Here is a 3,974-nt window from a genome sequence, read left to right on the forward strand (position 1 = left end):
GAGTCCAGGGAGTCATTGGAAAAGTTGTTAGATTATGTTCATCACAATCCAGTTTCGGGCAGATGGAACCTGGTGGATGATTTTGCTCTTTATAAACATAGCAGCGCCTCATTTTATGAACTCGGCCAATCTGGTAATCGTTTAATTACCGATTACCGTGACTTCCATTAGGTTTAATGCCTCAGAAACAGAATATTCGGTAACTTGTATGAGTATTTCAACGCTTGAATAATGCTATGGAGAGCTCTTTTTAGCTTTATTGTGATATCCGGCAATCTGTGCATGGCGCAGGAGAATATCCGGTTTGACAGAATATCAGTGAATGAGGGTCTTTCCCAATCGGATGTGAGGAGTATGGCCCAGGACCGATTTGGATTCCTGTGGATTGGAACACGCGATGGATTGAATAGATATGACGGGTTGGAGTTTCGTAAATATGGCCAAGAGAAAAATGACTCAACCTCTCTTCAATTTAATCAAATCCTGGATCTGGCGGTTGACTCAGCAGGCAATATCTGGATAGGTTCCGTTAGAGGACTTAGTATTTATAATTATCGAAAAGATAGCTTTCAGAATTTTTTTCCGGAGAACAAGGAACCAGAGGACTTAGATATCAATCATATTTTATTAACCGGAGAATACACCGCGCTTTTGTCAACCAGCAAAGGCTTGATGAATTTCGACTTGAAGCAAAAGAGGTATTTTATTGATAAAGACCTGCTATTATTTAAAGGTATGCGGGTTTCATATGCGGCTCAGACCCCCGAGCATGGATTGTGGGTTGGAACAGATCGCGGGGTATTCATGAAACCCTCTGTTCAGTCCACCTGGGTCAGGCTTCTTGATGATAGTAGTATTCAGCATATTTACTTTGATCCCAACGGTAAGGTCTATCTCGCTGCGTCAAGAGGTCTTTTTAGATATGACTTCGAAAAAAAGAAAATGGAGCAGATCATCCTGCCGCGTGGTTCCGCTTCAGTAAACAACGTTATCAGGACGAAGAATGGCGAACTGTGGATAGCGGCCAATAAAGTGATTGTGCTGGATAAAAATGACATCGTTAATTACGTACTGGCCCATGATAGGTCTAACAATTATAGTCTTTCTGAAGACAGGGCAAGGGTTCTTTTTCAAACTCACGATAATGTTATTTGGGTCGGCACTTCTGGTTATGGGTTGAACAAGTTCAATCCGGATGTTGCGCAGTTCTCCTATCTGGGTGAACAAACACAATTGCCACTATCGTCAAATTATGTTTCGTCAATATACACCGCAGATGACACTACATTATTGGTGGGCACCTCGCGGGGGCTGGATATAATCAATCTTACAACAAAGTCAGCCAGGCATTTTTCCAACAGCAAAGACCTGTTTCAAATCCTTAAGATTGGTGCTGACAGGCAAAACAATATCTGGGTCTCTACATCAGGTGGCTTCATGCTCTACTCAGACGACAAGTTGATTCCGAAAAACATTTCTTTGAAGTCCATCTACTATTTTGCCGAATGGGATAATACGAGTCTCATTCTGGCGACACTTGTAAATGGAATATATTTATTTGACAGAAAGACGGATCGTACGTCTTTATTTATTCCGGCAAGCGATCTGCCGGAAGAAGTCTCTTGCATGTTGGTTGAAGATGATCACTTATGGGTGGGATGCAAAGATGGTTTGAGGTTGTACGATAGAAAAGGACAATTGACAAAGCACTTTAAAGCAAGTATCGATGGACGTGGATCGCTTCATTCTTCTTTCATAAAATCCCTTTACCGCGATACCCATAAAAATTTATGGATTGGGACATGGGGCGGAGGTCTTAGCATGCTCAATACAAGAGACAGTACCTTCACAACCTATATTGAAAACAATGGTTTACCGAACAATGTTGTTTACGGTATGCTGGAAGATAAGTCCGGTACACTTTGGTTAAGCACTAATCTTGGCATATCAGCCTTCAATTTTAAAGACGGAGTATTCCGAAATTTTGATTTTTTTGATGGCTTACAAAGCAATGAATTCAATACCGGGGCTTACTTTAAATCATCAACCGGGAAACTCTATTTCGGAGGGATAAATGGTTTAAGTTTCTTTAATCCCGAAGAAATACTGGCTCATCATCCTGTACCTCAGATCCTGAAGACTTCTGTTACTGTTAATAACAAGATGCTAACCTTTCCTGGTAGCGACAGTTTAAGAAATGTCCTGATGATTGATAAAATCAGAGCCAGTTGGAGAGAAAATGATATAGGGGTAGCGTTTACTGTGATCGATTTCAAACAAGCGCAAAGGCACACCTTTCAATACGCTATAAAAGATTCAACGTGGTACGATATAAGTAATCGGAGAAGCTTTGAATTAATCGATCTGCTCAGTGGGCCTTATGAAATCAAAGTGAGAACAAGAAAACCAGACAATAGTTGGGGTCAGGAGGTAGTTTTATTGGCGATTGACATTGTTCCTCCTTTATGGGAGAGAGTGTGGTTCAGAATAATTGTTGCGCTTGCCTTTTTGGCAGTACTTTTTGGGGCCTTCCGATATAGAGTGACACAGCTAAGAAGAACAAATGTGCTTCTCAATAAGCTGGTCAAAGACCGGACAAAAGAGATCAAGGAGAGCGAAGAACAAGTACAAACAATAATCAAAAATGCTCCAGACGCAGTTATTGCAATGGATGAAGATGGCCGAATTGTCAAATGGAACGCTAAATCCGAAGTGCTTTTTGGATGGACAGAAGGAGAAGTAATCGGCCGACCGCTAAACGACATCATCATCCCTCACCGCTATCGTGAGTCTCATCAAAAGGGGTTGCATCACTTTATTCGAACGGGAGAAGGGCCTGTACTTAACAAAACAATAGAAATACAGGCGCTTCATAAAAAAGATTATGAGTTTGATATTTCGCTCAGCATTTCACCCACAATTGTCAAGGAAAAGTACCTGTTCGTTGTTTTTGTTCGTGATATTACTGAGCAAAAAGCTGCCCGGGAGAAGATAATGTCACTCAATACTGATCTTGCGCAGAATATCGATAAGCTTGAGGCCTCTAACAAAGAGCTTGATGCCTTCAGCTATTCAGTTTCCCATGACCTTCGCGCACCTCTCCGCGCTATCCATGGATACACAAAAATGTTATCCGAAGGTCATACTGACAAACTGGATGATGAGGGGAAGCGGTTGATGGAAACTGTTTTAAGAAATACAGTGAAAATGGGGCGATTAATTGACGACCTCCTTACTTTTTCCAAACTGGGCAAAAAGGACCTTCGAATAACTGCCGTAGATATGACCAAACTCGCTACATCAATTCTAAACGATATAAGATATTCTTCGCCATCAATAAAAGCCAATATTGTGATTCATCCATTATTGCCAGTGGATGGTGACTCCAGTTTGTTGAGCCAGGTCTTTACTAATTTGATATCAAATGCAATAAAGTATTCAGAAGGAAAGGACACTCCGGTAATAGAAATCGGATCACGGGAAGAGGAAGATGAAGCCATCTATTATGTAAAAGATAATGGAGCCGGCTTTGATATGAAGTATTATGATAAGCTCTTTGGAGTTTTCCAGCGATTGCATCGCGAGGAAGAGTTTGAAGGTACAGGAGTAGGCCTTGCCCTTGTTAAACGAATCATCACGAGGCATGGAGGCAGAGTTTGGGGGGAGGCAGAAGTCGGGATGGGTGCAACCTTCTATTTTTCATTGATCAAAAAAAACTAAGCGGTCATAAATTCATTTATATGAGTAACGAAGAAATTGAAATTTTGCTGGTTGAGGACAGTAAGGAGGACGCTGCCTTAGTCATTAGAGCTCTCAAGAAAAGAAATCTTGCGAACAAGCTTGTCCACCTCAAGGATGGTGTGGAGGCTTTGGATTTTATTTATGGAACAGGTGCCTACGAAGGGCAAAAAACAAGTTTCCTTCCAAAAGTTATCCTCCTTGACTTAAAAATGCCCAGACTAGACGGCATGGAG

General features: G+C 41.4%; 2 protein-coding genes. Both read left to right on the forward strand.

Annotated features, from left to right (window positions below; genetic code table 11):
• The first annotated feature begins 282 nt into the window (after positions 1-282).
• On the forward strand, positions 283-3,720 hold the full coding sequence (locus tag VGA95_09235; protein HEX9666725.1) for a two-component regulator propeller domain-containing protein: 3,438 nt from the start codon (positions 283-285) through the stop codon (positions 3,718-3,720).
• A 20-nt stretch (positions 3,721-3,740) separates the two neighbouring features.
• Positions 3,741-3,974 (forward strand): response regulator (locus VGA95_09240; protein HEX9666726.1); only part of this gene is annotated, 234 nt, incomplete at its 3' end.

This window comes from Thermodesulfobacteriota bacterium, assembly GCA_036397855.1.
GTDB lineage: Bacteria > Desulfobacterota_D > UBA1144 > Nemesobacterales > CSP1-2 > DASWID01.